General features: G+C 70.1%; 14 protein-coding genes. 10 read left to right on the top strand and 4 right to left on the bottom strand.

The genetic code is table 11. The annotated features are described in order from the left end of the window. The first annotated feature begins 47 nt into the window (after positions 1-47). Positions 48-452 carry an Rv2175c family DNA-binding protein gene (locus tag G6N53_RS21400; protein WP_163891801.1) on the top strand — a complete coding sequence of 135 codons (405 nt, stop codon included), beginning with the start codon at positions 48-50 and terminating at the stop codon, positions 450-452. Here the strand turns inward: G6N53_RS21400 and G6N53_RS21395 are convergent. The 4 genes from G6N53_RS21395 to G6N53_RS21380 form a co-directional block, all read right to left on the bottom strand. Then, positions 373-1,947, bottom strand: a complete 1,575-nt coding sequence (locus G6N53_RS21395) for an alpha-(1->6)-mannopyranosyltransferase A (protein ID WP_163891798.1) — start codon at positions 1,945-1,947, stop codon at positions 373-375. The genes G6N53_RS21400 and G6N53_RS21395 overlap by 80 nt on opposite strands. A gap of 4 nt (positions 1,948-1,951) precedes the next feature. Further along, positions 1,952-3,031 (bottom strand): bifunctional (2E,6E)-farnesyl/geranyl diphosphate synthase, encoded by a 1,080-nt coding sequence (gene idsA2 / locus G6N53_RS21390; RefSeq protein ID WP_163891795.1) that lies wholly within the window; start codon positions 3,029-3,031, stop codon positions 1,952-1,954. Between the two features lie 141 nt (positions 3,032-3,172). Beyond that, positions 3,173-3,862, bottom strand: coding sequence for an LppM family (lipo)protein (locus G6N53_RS21385; protein ID WP_163891792.1), 690 nt, complete (start codon positions 3,860-3,862; stop codon positions 3,173-3,175). A 47-nt stretch (positions 3,863-3,909) separates the two neighbouring features. Continuing rightward, entirely contained in the window at positions 3,910-4,515 is a 606-nt protein-coding gene (locus G6N53_RS21380) for a GNAT family N-acetyltransferase (protein WP_163891789.1), read from the bottom strand. 216 nt (positions 4,516-4,731) lie between these two features. Between G6N53_RS21380 and G6N53_RS21375 the strand changes: the two genes are divergently transcribed. From G6N53_RS21375 to murD, 9 genes are all read left to right on the top strand, one after another. Next, on the top strand, positions 4,732-5,130 hold the full coding sequence (locus tag G6N53_RS21375) for an SCO2097 family morphological protein (RefSeq protein WP_163891786.1): 399 nt from the start codon (positions 4,732-4,734) through the stop codon (positions 5,128-5,130). A 300-nt stretch (positions 5,131-5,430) separates the two neighbouring features. Continuing rightward, positions 5,431-5,865, top strand: a complete 435-nt coding sequence (locus G6N53_RS21370; protein WP_163891783.1) for a division/cell wall cluster transcriptional repressor MraZ — start codon at positions 5,431-5,433, stop codon at positions 5,863-5,865. After that, on the top strand, positions 5,840-6,982 hold the full coding sequence (gene rsmH / locus G6N53_RS21365) for a 16S rRNA (cytosine(1402)-N(4))-methyltransferase RsmH (RefSeq protein ID WP_163891778.1): 1,143 nt from the start codon (positions 5,840-5,842) through the stop codon (positions 6,980-6,982). Before G6N53_RS21370 ends, rsmH begins: the two co-directional genes overlap by 26 nt. Next, complete coding sequence (ftsL, locus tag G6N53_RS21360; protein WP_163891775.1) at positions 6,979-8,103, top strand: cell division protein FtsL; 1,125 nt, start codon at positions 6,979-6,981, stop codon at positions 8,101-8,103. The genes rsmH and ftsL overlap by 4 nt, the downstream gene beginning before the upstream one ends. Beyond that, positions 8,100-10,094 carry a peptidoglycan D,D-transpeptidase FtsI family protein gene (locus tag G6N53_RS21355; RefSeq protein WP_163891771.1) on the top strand — a complete coding sequence of 665 codons (1,995 nt, stop codon included), beginning with the start codon at positions 8,100-8,102 and terminating at the stop codon, positions 10,092-10,094. The genes ftsL and G6N53_RS21355 overlap by 4 nt, the downstream gene beginning before the upstream one ends. Before the next feature lie 50 nt (positions 10,095-10,144). Continuing rightward, positions 10,145-11,674, top strand: a complete 1,530-nt coding sequence (locus tag G6N53_RS21350) for a UDP-N-acetylmuramoyl-L-alanyl-D-glutamate--2,6-diaminopimelate ligase (protein WP_163891769.1) — start codon at positions 10,145-10,147, stop codon at positions 11,672-11,674. After that, the gene (locus tag G6N53_RS21345; RefSeq protein ID WP_163891766.1) at positions 11,671-13,191 is read left to right on the top strand and encodes a UDP-N-acetylmuramoyl-tripeptide--D-alanyl-D-alanine ligase; all 1,521 of its coding nucleotides are present in this window, start codon (positions 11,671-11,673) and stop codon (positions 13,189-13,191) included. The genes G6N53_RS21350 and G6N53_RS21345 overlap by 4 nt, the downstream gene beginning before the upstream one ends. Next, a complete protein-coding gene (gene mraY, locus G6N53_RS21340; protein WP_163891761.1) occupies positions 13,188-14,267 on the top strand; it encodes a phospho-N-acetylmuramoyl-pentapeptide-transferase in 1,080 nt (359 codons plus the stop codon). The genes G6N53_RS21345 and mraY overlap by 4 nt, the downstream gene beginning before the upstream one ends. Next, positions 14,260-15,735 (top strand): UDP-N-acetylmuramoyl-L-alanine--D-glutamate ligase, encoded by a 1,476-nt coding sequence (gene murD, locus G6N53_RS21335; protein ID WP_163891758.1) that lies wholly within the window; start codon positions 14,260-14,262, stop codon positions 15,733-15,735. The genes mraY and murD overlap by 8 nt, the downstream gene beginning before the upstream one ends. The last annotated feature ends 2 nt before the right edge of the window (positions 15,736-15,737 follow it).

The raw sequence follows: 15,737 nt of genomic DNA, 5'->3' as shown, positions 1-15,737 counted from the left end.
GCCCGCCACGCGCCGGCGGGACGGCGGGTGGATCTAGACTCAGTGCGGTGAGCAGCATTCCGACTGCCGATGACATCCTGGATCCCGACGAGGCCGTCTACGACCTGTCCACCGTGGCGGATCTGCTCGGTGTCCCGGTGACCAAAGTGCATCAGCATCTCCGAGAGCGACACCTCGTCGCGGTCCGCCGCGGGAAGGCCGTCGTGGTGCCCAAGATCTTCTTCGACGAATCCGGTCAGGTGGTCAAGAGCCTGTCCGGGTTGCTTGTCGTGCTGCACGACGGGGGATTCGGCGACACCGAGATCGTCCGGTGGTTGTTCACGCCGGACCCGTCGCTGACGATCACCCGCGACGGGTCCACCGAGTCGCAGATCAACGCCCGCCCGGTGGATGCGTTGCATTCGCATCAGGCCCGTGAGGTGGTTCGTCGCGCCCAGGCAATGGCGTACTGACCGGCCCGCCGGCCCGGGCGAGCCAGTACCACGCCCCAGTCGCGCACACAGTGGCCAGCAGCACATGCGGCCACGAGTACATCCCGTGGGCGCCGTCCGGCTTCCAGATCACGGTGATCCATGTCGACAGGCCCGCGATGAGTGCGATCGCCTGCCGGGACTGCGTCAGTGCGGCCGCCACCGCCAGCGGCCAGGTGTAGTACCACGGCAGTGCCGCGGGCACGAACAGCACGACCACGGCCATCAGCAGCGCAATGCCGATCAGCGCATCCCTGTCGGTGCGCCGGAACCGCCACCACAGCAGCGGCGCCGAGATCGCGATCACCGCGATCCCGATGATGCGGGTGGTCTCGAGAACCGCGTAGAAGTTCACCGGGAAGAACAGCCCGAAGAACACGTTGATCAGGTTCGCTGTCGCGGTGGGCACGGTCAGCCAGTTGATGATCTTGACCGACCCGGCGAGCGCGGTGAGCCAGCCCAGCCCGACGCCGGCGACCAGCGACAGGATCGTGAACACCGCGACGAAGATCGCCAGTGACCCGGCCGTGGCCGCGGCGAACGCCTTCACCGGACCCAGGTGGCGGCGTTCCCGCAGACCGCGTGCCCACACCCACACCATGAACGGCAGCGCCAGTCCCGCCGTGGCCTTCACCGCGACGGCCGCCGCGATCAGGCCGACCCCCGAGATGTGGTGGCCACGAAACGCCAGCGCGATGCCCGCCATCATCAACCCGACCATCAGCATCTCGTTGTGCACGCCGCCCATCAGATGGACGATCACCAGCGGGTTCAGCACGCAGATCCACAGTGCTGCCGCTCCGCTCGCGCCGACGTGGCGAGCGATCCTGGGGGCCGCCCAGATCAGCAGTACCAGCCCCGGCAGCATGCACAGCCGCAGCAGCATCGTTCCGGCGACGACGTCGTCACCGACCGCCATGGTGACGAACTTCGCGACCAGGATGAACGCCGGTCCGTACGGCGCGGTGGTTGTCGTCCAGATCGGACTGACGTTGTCCAGCAGCGGGTTCGGGTTGTCGATCGGCCCTACGACGTACGGGTCGAAGCCGTCACGCAGCAGCGCGCCCTGGGCCAGGTAGGAGTACGTGTCGCGGCTGAACACCGGGACGCTGAGCAGCAACGGGGTGAGCCAGAAGCCGGTGGTGACGACCATGGTGTATTCGCTGGCGGTGCCGTCGATCACCCGACGGCCCAGCCACAGCCAGGCCCCGAGCATCAGTGCCACGCCCACCCACAGCAGCGTGGAGGACAGCACCAACCCGTGCCCGAACCGCAGCCACGACAGGTGCATCGATTCCAGCACCGGATCGTGCAGCCGGGTGCTGCCCGCGCCGAGTCCGCCGGCCGTGATCAGCGCGGCACCGAGCGCTCCGACCAGGGCCGGCCGGGCCTCGGGGGACCGGGTGAACTCTCCGAGCCGCGCGAAAAAACGGGAAAGACCGGATCTCGGGGTCTTGGCCGGTGCAGGTGTCGTCATGCTCCTAGGCGGTCCGGTTCGCGGCCAATCCGGCGAGTTCGGCGAGCCCGGCCTTGGCCCGGGCGTCGATCGGTGCGGCGTTGACGATCTCCAGCGCACGGCGGGTCAGCGTGGTGATCCGGTCCTCGACGGCCGCGAGCGCGCCCACCGACTCGATCGCCAGGCAGACCTCCTTGACCTGGGCGTCGGACAACTCGGTGCCCACCGAGGTGCGAAGCAGCTTGGCGGCAAGCGGGTCGTGCTTCTCGGCGAGCTCGATCGCCTCGGCCAGCAGCACGGTGCGCTTGCCGGAGCGCAGGTCGTCGCCGGACGGCTTCCCGGTGACCGCGGGGTCACCGAATACGCCGAGGACGTCGTCGCGCAGCTGGAACGCGACCCCCAGGCTGGTTCCCACTTCATGGAACGCCTCGAGGATCTCCGGGCAGTCCGCAGCGGCCGCAGCGCCGAGCTGCAGCGGCCGCGAGATCGTGTACGAGGCCGTCTTGTAGATGTTCACGGTCAGCGCCGAGGCCACCGTCTCCGCACCGCTCGATTCGGCGACGATGTCGAGGTACTGACCCCCGAGCACCTCCGTGCGGATTGCCGCCCACACCCGCTGTACCCGGCGGTGGGCGGCCACCTCGAGCTCTGCACCGGCGATGATGTCGTCGGCCCAGACCAGGGCCAGGTCGCCGAGGAGGATCGCCGCCGACAGACCGAACTGCTCTGAGGAGCCGAGCCAGTTGTTGCCGCGGTGGCGTTCGGTGAAGATCCGGTGCACGGTGGGCAACCCGCGCCTGGTGGCGGAGGCGTCGATGACGTCGTCGTGCACGAGGGCACAGGCATGGAGCAGTTCCAGCGCCGAGAACAGGCGCAGCACACCGGGGTCCGGCTCGGTGCCCGCCACCGCCCGCCAGCCCCAGTAGGCGAACGCCGGGCGCAGGCGTTTGCCGCCGCGAAGCACGAACTCTTCGACGGCCTCGGTCAGCACCGCGTACTCGGTGCCGATGTATGCGGCGTCGCGGCGGCGATCACGAAGGTAGCCCCGCAGTTGTTCGTTGACGGCTGCGGCCAGTTCGACGGCCGACGGTGCCGCAGTGTCCACGCTCAGCGGGCGCCCCTTTCCATGTCGTCGCAAGCCATGTCGTCGCAAGTCCGTCCCAGTCGGGCCCCGAGTGTCTTCAGAGTAGAGCCTGAGAATGCAGTTGTAGCAAGTCAGGCTGCCGGCGTGGTGCGGTCTGCGCAGCTACTGCGCATTCTCGGCAGGCTCCCCGGGGCGCGGCGAGCGGTCCCGGTTGGTGTAGGCCAGCGCCCCGATGATGCCGGCGACGACGAACGACGCCACCCCGAGCCAGATGGCGGCGCCGGTGAACGACCGGGCGCTGGGGTCGGTGTAGCGCGCCTGCGCGTTCATCGTGCTGACCACCCCGGGCTGCAGCTCCCATTCGACGATCTCGGCGGCGATCTGGTCACCGTTGGTCGAGGTCACCTCGCCGGGAAACGACACGCTCAGCGATACGTCGGCCTCCGCATCGCTGAGTGAGGTCAGGTCGGCGCGGCCTTCCAGGATCACCAGGTCGCCGGCGCGCCGCAACGAGATGTCGACACCGGCGGCGTCCCGGTTCATGCTTGCCAGCTGGGGGAGTTCGGCGAACGTGAGGTCGGAGAACACCGCCTGGGATCCGACGTAGTCGTCGCGGCTGTACTCGGACACGGCGACCTTCTGCGCGAACGGCAGGCTGTTGAGCAGCTGCGGGCCCTTGTCGTCACCGTCGCGGGCCTTCGCCGCGGCGACGATCTGGCCCGATACCCGGTCGTCGGGGGACACCGTGAGCGACGTCCGGATCCGCACGCACCCGATCAGCGACGGGGCCGCCACCAACAGCAGCAAAACCAAGGCGAGGAGGCGCTTGCGGGTGCGGTGACGGGTCGGCACCTGGTCATCGTGCCAGACGGGGCGCCTCGGGGCGCCGGTGTGGAGCACTACAGCGGCAACGAGCGACCCAGGATCGCGAATGCCCGGGGGTCACCGGCGAAGTGGTAGCTGCGGATGATGTCGGTGAAGCCGAGACGGCGGTACAGCCGCCATGCCCGGTTGGCCTCTCCGTTGATCTCCGGGGTGGACAGCAGGACGTGCTGCTCGCCGCGGTTGTCGAGCAGCCGCCGGATGAGCGCCTCGCCGAGCCCGCGGCCCTGGGCGCGTGGGTGGATGTGGAGCTCGGTCAGCTCGAAATAGCTGGTCATCAGCTCGGCGATGTCCGTCTGGTCGGCGCCGTTGCGGCGCAGCCCGGCGACGACCTGCTGCTGCCACCACTGGTCTGGCGCGCCGCAGTAGCCGTAGGCGACGCCGATCATCGGCGCCGCGGTGGGTGCGCCCGTCTCGGCGCCCTCGGTGTCGTCGATGGCCGCGGAGTCATCGATAGCAGCGACGGCCTTCCAGCCCCGCCTGCGGGTGTGTTCGAGCCACATCGACGCCCGCTGGTCCTCGGTGCCCCGGGGGTACCGCATGGCGTCGACGTACACCGCCAGCGCGTCGCTGAGCCGATGCGCCATGTCGCTCGGCGACAGATCGATGAGGGTCGTCGCCAACGATCTGTACCTCCCGGTGGGTGAAATGTGGGGCCGCCACCATTATCCGGTGAGCGAGGTGCTGGGTCCCAGCGGCGGTGCACGTCATAGAATCGGCCCACGAACAAGGTGGTACGGGTCAGATTCACCTCGTATCATTACTGTTAAGTGCGCGGACACACGCGCACACTCCACTTTCGAACGACAGCGACGCCCCCACGGCAAAGGGAGGGACGAATGCCACTCTCCGATCATGAGCAGCGCATGCTCGACCAGATCGAGAGCGCGCTTTATGCCGAGGACCCCAAGTTCGCGTCAAGCGTTCGTGGTGGAACTCTGCGGACGCCTTCGACACGCCGCCGCCTGCAGGGCGCGGCGCTCTTCGTGGCCGGGCTGGCGATGCTCGTTTCGGGTGTGGCGTTCAAGGCCACCATGATCGGAAGCTTCCCGATCCTGTCGGTGTTCGGCTTCATCATCATGTTCGGTGGAGTGGTCTTTGCGATCACCGGTCCGCGTTCCGGCGGAAAGAGTGCAGCGCCCACCGACACCGCGGCCCCCCGGCAGAAGCGGGCGAAGGGTGGCGGTTCGTTCACCAGCCGCATGGAAGACCGGTTCCGCCGGCGCTTCGACGAGTAGACCTCTCTCCGAGTCAGGGGCAGCCCGGTAGGGCTGCCCCTTCTTTTTTGCCCCACTGCACCCCACCGGATCCCCCGGGCCGCCTGTGGTGCTGTGAGCTGCGTCTTTGTGCTCTCCGAACGGCGGTGACCCAGTGGTTGGTGCGCACCGTCTCGTGGAACGCGGCTGGATCGTGGGGGATCGAGGGAAACGCAGGGCGAGATTTGGCGCAAAGTGGGGGATTGTGGGGTAAAGTGGCGGACAACGGAGCGACCGGGGTTCCGTTGGGCGAGACTCGAGCGAGGTCTGCGAGGTGGCGAGATGTTCTTCGGCACCTACACACCACGGCTCGACGACAAGGGGCGACTGACGTTGCCCGCCAAGTTCCGAGAAGCACTGGCAGGAGGGTTGATGGTCACCAAGAGCCAAGATCACAGCCTGGCTGTCCACCCGCGTGCGGAGTTCGAGGCGATGGTCGCCGACATCTCCGGCAAGGCCAAGCGGGGCAACCCGCAGGCACGTGCCTACCTGCGTAACTTGGCCGCCAGCACCGACGAGCAGTACCCCGATGCCCAAGGCCGCATCACGCTCTCCGCAGAACACCGCCGCTACGCAAACCTCTCCAAGGACTGCGTGGTGACCGGTTCGATCGGGTTCCTGGAGATCTGGGACGCCCAGGCATGGCACGACTACCAGGAACTTCACGAAGAGAACTTCTCCGCGGCCAGCGATGAAGCACTCGGCGACATTCTCTGATCTGGCCACTGGCCCGCAGGCCCGTGCAGTGTGGCCTCTGCCCGACCCGGCCCTGACGTACTTCCCCGACGTCAGGTTCGCGCAATCGGGCAGGGACCTCACTGCAGGGGCCGCTCCAACCCCACAGGGTGCTGCGATGGTGGATGACGAGCCCCATATCCCGGTGTTGCTCGACCGGTGCGTCGAGTTGCTCGGCCCCGCGCTGACCCGGATCGGTTCCGACGGCACCGGCGCCACGCTGGTCGACGCCACCCTCGGCGCCGGAGGTCACGCCGAACGGTTCCTCACCGAGTTCGCCGCCCTGCGGTTGATCGGCCTGGACCGCGACCCCGACGCGCTGCTGCTCGCCGGTGAACGCCTCGCGCCGTTCACCGACCGGGTGACGCTGGTCCACACCCGCTACGACGGCATGGCCGCCGTCATCGGCGACGCGGTCGGAGACCGCGGCGTCGACGGGATCCTGTTCGACCTCGGCGTGTCGTCGATGCAGCTCGACCGCCCCGAGCGCGGCTTCTCGTACTCGACGGACGCGCCGTTGGACATGCGAATGGATTCGGAAGCCGACCTGACGGCGGCCGACATCCTCAACACGTTCGACGAGAAGGCGCTGACGCGACTGCTCCGCGAGTTCGGCGAGGAGCGCTTCGCCGGCCGCATCGCCCGGCACATCGTGCGGCGCCGCGCCGTCACCCCGTTCTCCAGGACCGGGGAACTGGTCGAGCTGCTCTATCAGGCGATCCCGGCCCCGGCGCGCCGCACCGGAGGGCACCCGGCCAAGCGCACGTTCCAGGCGCTGCGCATCGCGGTCAATGCCGAGCTGGAGTCCCTGCGCGAAGCGGTGCCCGCGGCGATGGCGGCGCTGCGCCCGGGGGGCCGCATCGTCGTGATGGCCTACCAGTCGCTGGAGGACCGCATCGTCAAGACCGAGTTCGCCGCTGCGACCGCGTCGCGCACACCACCCGGGCTCCCGGTCGAACTGCCCGGGTACGAGCCCGAATTCGTCACGCTGACGCGCGGCGCCGAACGTGCCGGGTCCGACGAGACAGAACGTAATCCGCGAAGCGCCCCGGTTCGGCTGCGTGCGCTGCAACGAGTGGGGGGAAAGCAGGAGCGATGAAGGAAAAGCGGCCTGGACGCGGCACCGCGTCGAAGAAGAAGACCGACAAGCGGGGCGCCCGCGGGTCGGCGCGCGAGACGAAACGGATGGCCGACGCCCCCCCGCGCAGGCGCAAGCCGACGCGTGAGGTCCGACCGCAGCGTTCGGCGCCGCAGACCAGCCCGATGCAGCGTCCGGCGACCAACCCGGCCCGGCCGAAGAACGCCAGCCAGGCCAAGGCGCGCTCCAAAGCCCGCAAGGCCAAGGCACCGAAGGTCGTTCGCACCCCGCTGCGGGAGCGGATCCTGGTCCGGCTCGCCTCGATCGACCTCCACCCGCGCACGCTGGTCGCGCGGGTCCCGTTCGTCGTGCTGATCATCGCCGCCCTGGGCACCGGGCTGGGGGTGACGCTGTGGCTGTCCACCGACGCCGCCGAGCGCTCCTATCAGCTCGGCAACGCCCGCCAGGTCAACCAGGCCCTGATGCAGCAGAAAGAGGCCCTGGAGCGCGACGTCCTCGAGGCCCAGGCCGCCCCGGCGCTGGCCGAGGCCGCGCGGGAACTGGGCATGATCCCGTCGCGGGACACCGCGCACCTCGTGCAGGATCCTGCGGGCAACTGGGTCGTGGTCGGCACACCCAAGCCCGCCGAAGGGGTGCCGCCGCCACCGCTGAACACCCCGCTGCCCGATCCGGTCCCGCCGACGCCCGCGCGGCGGGTCGTCGAACCGCTCGAGGTGCCGGTGCGGATCCCCAGCGCTGTCCCGGGTGCCGCCGCAGTCCCGGGTGCTGCCGCTGTCCCGGGTGCTGCCGCTGTCCCGGGTGCCGCCGCTGTCCCGGGTGCTGCCGCAGTGCCCGGCGTGCCCGGCGTGCCCGGGGCACTGCCCGCCACGCCCGGGGTTCCGCTGGAGGTGGGGCCGGGTGTCGAGGTCCCGCACTCCGTGTCCGGGCAGTTGCCCGGGCCCATGCCGGCGTTGCCGCCCGCGGCACCGGTCGCCGGGATGGCGCCACCGGCGGACCAGCCGGCCGCGCCGCTGGGAGCCGGTCCGCTGCACCAGCAGCCGGGCGCGGCCACCCAGCCCGGCGCCCCGGTGGGCACTGAGCAGTTCGCTCCCGTCGCGCCGATACCGGGACCGCCCGCATGACCCGCGAGTCGGGTCGGCGGAATCACACCGCAAAGTCGGCCAAGCCCGCACGATCGGCAGGTACCGCCGCCAGGACAGCGAAGACACCGCCGAAGACACCGCCGAACACACCGCCCAGCCAGGAACGCTCGGCCAGATCGCGGCGCTCCCGGCAGGCGGCACCCCAGAACGGCCTGCGCAGTGCATCGTTCGTGTTCCGGCACCGTGCCGGCAACGCGGCGATCTTCCTGCTGCTGGTCGTGGCGGCGGCCCAGTTGTTCACCCTGCAGGTACCGCGCGCCGAGGGCCTGCGCGCCGAGGCCGCGGGCCAGTTGAAGGTGACAGACATCGACGCGGCGCTGCGCGGCGCGATCGTCGACCGCAACAACGACAAGCTGGCGTTCACCATCGAAGCCCGCGCGTTGACGTTCCAACCGGTCAAGGTGCGCAAGGAGTTGGCGGAAGCGGCGCAGAAGGCGCAGGAGCAAGGCTCGCAGGCCCCCGATCCGGACGCGCGGCTGCGCGACATCGCTGCCGAGGTGGCTTCCCGGCTGGGGAACAAGCCGGACAGTGCCACCGTGCTCAAGAAGTTGCGCAGCAACGAGACCTTCGTCTACCTCGCCCGTGCCGTCGACCCCGCGATCGCCCAAGCGATCACCAGCGAGTTCCCCGAGGTCGGCTCGGAGCGTCAGGACCTGCGCCAGTATCCGGGCGGGGTGCTGGCGGCCAACATCGTCGGGGGGATCGACTGGGACGGGCACGGTCTGCTCGGCCTGGAGGATTCGCTGGACTCGGTCCTGGCCGGCACCGATGGCTCGGTCACCTACGACCGCGGCTCGGACGGTGTGGTCATCCCGGGCAGCTACCGCAACCGCCACGACGCGGTGAACGGGTCCAACGTGATGCTGACCATCGACGACGACATCCAGTTCTACGTGCAGCAGCAGGTGCAACTGGCCAAGGACCGGTCCGGCGCGAAGAACGCCTCGGCCGTCGTCCTGGACGCGAAAACCGGTGAAGTACTGGCCATGTCGAACGACAACACCTTCGACCCCTCCCAGGAGCTCAGCCGTCAGCAGGAACGTGAGTTGGGCAACCTGTCGGTGTCGTCACCGTTCGAACCGGGTTCGGTGAACAAGATCGTCACCGCGGCTTCGGTGATCGAGTTCGGGCTGTCCAACCCCGACGAGGTGCTGCAGGTGCCCGGGTCGATCAACATGGGCGGGGTCACGGTCGGCGACGCGTGGGAGCACGGGGTGATGCCGTACACCACCACCGGGGTCTTCGGAAAATCCTCGAACGTCGGCACGCTGATGCTCGCCCAGCGCATCGGGCCGGAGCGCTACGCGGACATGCTGCGCAAGTTCGGCCTGGGCCAGCGCACCGACGTCGGCCTGCCCGGTGAGAGCGCCGGCCTGGTTCCCCCGATCGACCAGTGGTCCGGCAGCACCTTCTCCAACCTGCCCATCGGCCAGGGCCTTTCGATGACCCTGCTGCAGATGACGGGGATGTACCAGGCCATCGCCAACGACGGTGTTCGCGTCCCGCCGCGGGTCGTCAAGGCCACCGTCGCCGCCGACGGCACCCGCACCGAGGAGCCCAGGCCCGAAGGGGTGCGGGTGGTGTCGGCGGAGACCGCCCGCACCGTGCGCGACATGTTCCGTTCGGTCGTGCAGCGCGACCCGCGCGGCGTGCAGCAGGGGACCGGCCCGCAGGCCGCGGTCGAGGGGTACCAGATCGCCGGCAAGACCGGCACCGCCCAGCAGATCAACCCGGGCTGCGGCTGCTACTACGACGACGTCTACTGGATCACCTTCGCGGGGATGGCGCCGGCCGACGACCCGCGCTACGTGGTCGGAGTGATGCTCGACGCACCGCACCGGGCCGCCGACGGCTCGCCCGGATCGTCGGGTGCCCCGCTGTTCCACGAGATCGCGTCCTGGTTGCTGCAACGGGAGAACGTCCCGCTGTCAGCGGATCCGGGTGCCCCGCTCACCCTCCAGGCCGGCTGACACTTCAGGCGGGCTGAGCCGAACAACGCGGCCGGTACTGTGTCAAGGCCATGAATCTGCGCCCCTCACATCCTGTCGGTCTGCCGCTTGTCGCGGTGGCCGATCTGGCGGCCGGCCTATGTCTGGGCCCGTCGATGTCCGACATCCGGGTCACCGGCGTGACCCTGCGCGGGCAGAACGCCCGACCCGGGGATCTGTTCGCGGCGTTACCCGGAGCGAGCGCGCACGGCGCCCGGTTCGCCGCCGACGCGGTGGCCCGCGGTGCGGTCGCGGTGCTGACCGACCAGGAGGGCGTGGCGCAGGTCGCCGACCCGGACGGTGCCCTGGGGGTGCCGGTGCTGGTGCACCCGGCGCCGCGGGCCGTCCTCGGTGAGGTGGCGGCCGCCGTGTACGGCCATCCGTCGCAACAGCTGCGCGTCATCGGCGTCACCGGCACCTCCGGCAAGACCACGACGGCGTATCTGGTCGAGGCAGGTCTGCAATCGGCCGGCCGGGTGGCCGGATTGGTCGGCACGGTCGGCGTGCGCATCGGCGGGCGCGACCAGCCGAGCGGGCTGACCACACCGGAAGCCCCGGAACTGCAGGCGCTGCTGGCGGTGATGGTCGAGCAGGGAGTCGACACCGTGGTGATGGAGGTGTCCAGCCACGCGCTGACCCTCGGCCGCGTCGACGGTGTGTCGTTCGCGGTCGGCGGGTTCACCAACCTGTCCCGCGACCACCTGGACTTCCACCGGTCGATGGAGGAGTACTTCGAGGCCAAGGCGCGGCTTTTCGACCCGCACGCGCCGACGCACGCCGCGGTGTCGGTGGTGTGCATCGACGACGAGTGGGGCCGCGCGATGGCGAAGCGGGCCGATTCCGCGGTGACCGTGAGCGTGACCCAACCGGCGGACTGGGCCGTCGACGCCATCACCCCCGGTGAGGGCGGCTCGCAGGATTTCTTCGCGGTGGACCCGGCCGGCGTCCATCACGGCCTGCAGATCGGGCTGCCGGGCGGGTACAACGTGGCCAACGGCCTGCTGGCGGTGGCGCTGCTCGACGCGGTCGGGGTGTCACCCGAGCAGGCCGCGCCGGGACTACGGGACGCCACCGTGCCGGGCCGTCTGGAAGCGGTGCACCGTGGCCAGCCGTTCCTCGCCCTTGTCGACTACGCGCACAAGCCCGGTGCGCTTCGAGCGGTGCTGCAGACGCTGCGCCTGCAGGGCGCGGGCCGGCTTGCCGTCGTGTTCGGCGCCGGTGGAAACCGTGACCCGGGTAAGCGCGAGCCGATGGGGGAGGTGGCCGGCGAACTGGCCGACCTGGTGGTGGTGACCGACGACAATCCGCGCGACGAGGACCCGGCGGCCATCCGCGCGGCGATCGTGAAAGGCGCACGCACAGGCAAAGCCGCGGGCCGCGCCGAGGTCGTGGAGATCGGTGACCGGCGCGCCGCGATCGATCACGCGGTGGCCTGGGCCCGACCCGGCGACATCGTGCTGATCGCGGGCAAGGGGCACGAGGCAGGCCAGACCAGCCGGGGCCGGACCCGCCCGTTCGACGACCGCGACGAGCTGGCCGACGCGCTGGAGTCACGCACATGATCGAGCTGTCGCTGGCCCGGATCGCCGAGATCGTCGAGGGCCGCCTCGACAACATCGGCGCCGACGAGGCCGCCGCCACGTCCGTCACCGGCACCGTCGAGTTCGACTCCCGCGCCGTGACATCGGGCGGGTTGTTCCTGGCGCTGCCCGGGGAGCGTTCCGACGGGCACGATTTCGCGGCGGCGGCGGTCGCTGCGGGCGCGGTCGCGGTGTTGGCGGCCCGCCCGGTCGGCGTGCCCGCGATCATCGTCGAACCGGTCGGTGTGCCACCGGCCACCGGCGGCACCGCCGGAGTCCTCGAGCACGACACCGACGGCTCCGGTGCCGCGGTGCTCGCGGCGCTGGCGAAGCTGGCGGCCGCCGTCGCCGCCGAGCTGACGGCGGGCGGCCTGACCATCGTCGGCATCACCGGCTCCTCGGGCAAGACGTCCACCAAGGATCTGATCGCCGCCGTCCTGGCTCCACTGGGCGAGGTGATCGCTCCGCCGGGCTCGTTCAACAACGAGCTCGGTCACCCGTGGACCGTGCTTCGGGCCACTCGATCCACCGACTACCTGATACTCGAGATGTCGGCGCGGCATCCGGGCAACATCGCCGCACTGGCCCGCATCGCGCCGCCGTCGATCGGGGTCGTGCTGAACGTCGGTACCGCCCACCTCGGTGAGTTCGGCTCACGTGAGGCGATCGCCGCCACCAAATCTGAGCTGCCCCAATCGATTCCGAACTCCGGCGTGGTGATCCTCAACGCCGACGATCCGATAGTGGCGGCGATGGCCGACACCACCGCGGCGCGTGTGGTGCGCGTGGGCCGGTCCGCCGATGACGCAGAAACCGACGTGCGTGCGGAGGATGTCGAGCTCGACCCGCTCGCCCGGGCCCGCTTCACGCTGCATGCCGGGGGCGGCGCGGTGGCGGTCTCCCTCGCCGTGTACGGCGACCATCAGGTGTCCAACGCGCTGTGCGCGGCGGCCGTCGCCCTCGAGTGCGGCGCGTCGCTCGACCAGGTGGCGGCCGCGCTCCGGGAAGCTGGGCCGGCGTCGCGGCAGCGGATGCAGGTCAGCACCCGCGACGACGGGGTGACGATCATCAACGACGCCTACAACGCCAACCCGGACTCGGTGCGCGCCGGCCTCAAGGCGCTGGCTTGGATGAGCCGGGGTGGGGCGCCCGAACGCCGAAGCTGGGCGGTGCTGGGAGAGATGGCCGAACTCGGCGACGACGCAATATCCGAGCATGACCGCATCGGCAGACTGGCGGTGCGATTAGATGTGTCTCGACTCATCGTCGTCGGAACCGGGAGGCCTATGAGCGCCATGCTCAACGGGGCGGTCATGGAAGGATCGTGGGGCTCCGAGGCCACCGGTGTCGCCGACACCGACGCCGCACTGGACCTGCTGCGCGCCGAGCTTCGGGCCGGCGATGTGGTGTTGGTGAAGGCGTCGAACGCGGCCGGACTCGGCGCGCTGGCCGACGCGCTGGTGGCCGATTCCTCCGGCGCCGGGAAGGGCGATCGATGAGGCAGATACTCATCGCCGTCGCGATCGCGCTGACGGTGTCGATACTCCTGACGCCGATGCTGATCCGGCTGTTCACCCGGCAGGGGTTCGGTCACGAGATCCGCGCGGACGGCCCGCCCAGCCATCACAAGAAGCGCGGCACCCCGTCGATGGGCGGGGTGGCGATCATCGCCGGTATCTGGGCCAGCTATCTGGGCACCCACCTGGTGGGCGTGCTGATCGACGGCAAGGGACCGTCGGCCTCGGGGCTGCTGGTGCTCGGGCTGGTGACGGCGCTGGGTGCCGTCGGGTTCGCCGACGACATGATCAAGATCCGGCAGGCCCGCAACCTCGGATTGAACAAGACCGCCAAGACCGTCGGGATCCTGGTCGCTGCCGTGCTGTTCGGTGTGCTGGCACTGCAGTTCCGCAACGCCGACGGGCTGACTCCTGGCAGCGCGGAGCTGTCCTACGTGCGTGAGATCGCGACAGTCACGCTGGCGCCCGCCATCTTCGTGCTGTTCTGCGTGGTGATCGTCAGCGCCTGGTCGAACGCGGTGAACTTCACCGACGGGCTGGACGGGCTGGCGGCAGGGGCGATGGCGATGGTGTGCGCCGCCTATGTGCTGATCACGTTCTGGCAGTTCCGCAACGCCTGCGCGACCAGCCCCGGGGTGGGCTGCTACAACGTGCGTGACCCGCTCGACCTCGCGATCGTCGCGGCCGCCACCGCCGGGGCGTGCATCGGGTTCCTGTGGTGGAACGCCGCGCCGGCCAAGATCTTCATGGGGGACACCGGCTCGCTGGCGCTGGGCGGCGTGATCGCCGGGCTGTCGGTCACCAGCCGGACCGAGATGCTCGCCGTGGTGCTCGGGGCCCTGTTCGTCGCCGAGGTGACCTCGGTGGTGGTGCAGATCATGGCCTTCCGCACCACCGGCCGCAGGGTGTTCCGGATGGCGCCGTTCCATCACCATTTCGAGCTGGTGGGCTGGGCCGAGACCACTGTGATCATCCGCTTCTGGCTACTGACGGCGATCGCTTGCGGACTCGGGGTGGCGCTCTTCTACAGCGAGTGGCTGACCACCGTTGGTGCTTGAGGACGTCGACCCCGGCCCGTTGGGCTACTCCCGGGTCCTGGTGGCAGGTGCCGGCATCACCGGCCGTGCCGTGCTCGCCGCGCTGGCCCCGCTGGGGGTGGGTGCGACGCTCACCGACGACAGCCCGACAGCGCTGACCGATTTCGCCCAGCAGGGCGTCGCGGTGCTCGACCCGGTGGCGGCCGTCGCGCGGATCGCCGACTTCGAGCTCGTCGTCACCAGCCCGGGGGTCCCTGCCACCGCACCGGTGCTGGCTGCAGCGGCCGCGGCGGGCGTCCCGATCTGGGGTGACGTGGAACTGGCCTGGCGGCTGGACCGATCCGGCCGGTACGGCCCGCCGCGGCAGTGGCTGGTGGTCACCGGCACCAACGGGAAGACCACGACGACCTCGATGCTGTTCGCAATGCTCGAAGCGGCGGGACGGCGTGCGGCGTTGTGCGGCAACATCGGTGAACCGGTCCTCGATGTGCTGGACCAGCCGGCTGAGGTCTTCGCCGTCGAACTGTCCAGCTTCCAGCTGCACTGGGCGCCGTCGTTGCGCCCGACCGCGGGGGTGGTACTCAACGTCGCCGAGGACCACCTGGACTGGCACGGCTCGATGCAGGCATACGCGCAGGCCAAGGCGCGCGCACTGACCGGGGCCGTGGCGGTCGGTGGGCTGGACGACCCGATCGCGGCCGCGCTACTGGACGCCGCACCGGCTCCGGTGAAGGTGGGTTTCCGGGCGGGGGAGCCCGGTCCGGGTGAGGTCGGGGTGCGCGACGGCGAGCTGGTGGACAACGCGTTTGCGCCCGGGCTGAAGCTGGCCGACGTGGACAGCATCACGGTGGCGGGCCCGGTCGGCGTGCTCAACGCGCTGGCGGCCGCCTGCCTTGCCCGCGCGGTCGACGTACCCGCGACGGCGATCGGCGACGCGCTCGCGACCTTCCGGGTGGGCCGGCACCGCGCCGAGGTCGTCGCCGTCGCCGACGGGGTCACCTTCGTCGACGATTCCAAGGCCACCAATCCGCACGCCGCGCAGGCCTCGGTCGGCGCATATCCCCGGGTGGTGTGGGTGGCCGGGGGGATGCTCAAGGGCGCCTCGGTCGACGAGATGGTCGCGGCGACAGCGGATCGGCTGGTCGGCGCGGTGCTGATCGGCCGGGACCGGACCCTCATCGGCAAGGCGTTATCGCGACACGCACCAGATGTCCCCGTGGTCGAGCTTGTGACAGGGGAGGATTCTGTGGTGCCTGTGAAAGCTGATTCAACTGGGTCAGGTGTTACTCATGTGACTCAACTCGTGGATGTCGGCGGTCGTCCGGTGGCCGACGCGGTGATGACCGCCGTCGTCGAGGCCGCCCGCGGCCTGGCCCGGCCGGGTGACACCGTGCTGCTTGCCCCGGCAGGCGCTTCGTTCGACCAGTTCAGCGGCTATGGCCACCGCGGCGACTCGTTCGCCGCGGCCGTGCGCGCCGCGCTCGGGTAACC

The organism is Mycolicibacterium hippocampi (assembly GCF_010723735.1).
GTDB lineage: Bacteria > Actinomycetota > Actinomycetes > Mycobacteriales > Mycobacteriaceae > Mycobacterium > Mycobacterium hippocampi.
The sequence above is the reverse complement of the archived record's forward strand: the minus strand, read 5'-3'. Positions and strand labels throughout refer to the sequence as shown.